Source organism: Bacteriovorax sp. DB6_IX (assembly GCF_000447775.1).
GTDB lineage: Bacteria > Bdellovibrionota > Bacteriovoracia > Bacteriovoracales > Bacteriovoracaceae > Halobacteriovorax_A.
Map to the genome: position 1 here is coordinate 1 of NZ_AUNJ01000366.1, position 281 is coordinate 281.

General features: G+C 35.9%; 1 protein-coding gene. It reads left to right on the plus strand.

The window, feature by feature from the left end:
• Positions 1–281, plus strand: a 281-nt coding sequence (locus M901_RS11355) for a THUMP domain-containing protein (protein WP_034721889.1), incomplete at both ends; no start/stop codon positions are given.

The following is a 281-nucleotide window of genomic DNA, read 5'->3' on the forward strand; positions in this document are numbered from 1 at the left end:
TTTCTGAAGAGTTAATTTCACGACTTCAAGACCTTCCAGGGTTAAATTCTATCCAACCAGTACGTCGCGTTGAACTTGATATGGATAAAGTTGTTGAACTAGTTGTTAAGGAACTCAAGCTTCAAACAGAGTTTAAGACCTTTAAAGTTAAGGCCAAGAGAGTGAATAAGAGATTCTCGATGGTGTCTAATGACATTAATCGCTATGTGGCAACTGGCGTTTTAAAGAATACTCACTTTAAAGTTGATGTTCATAACCCTGATCTTATGATTGAAATAAAG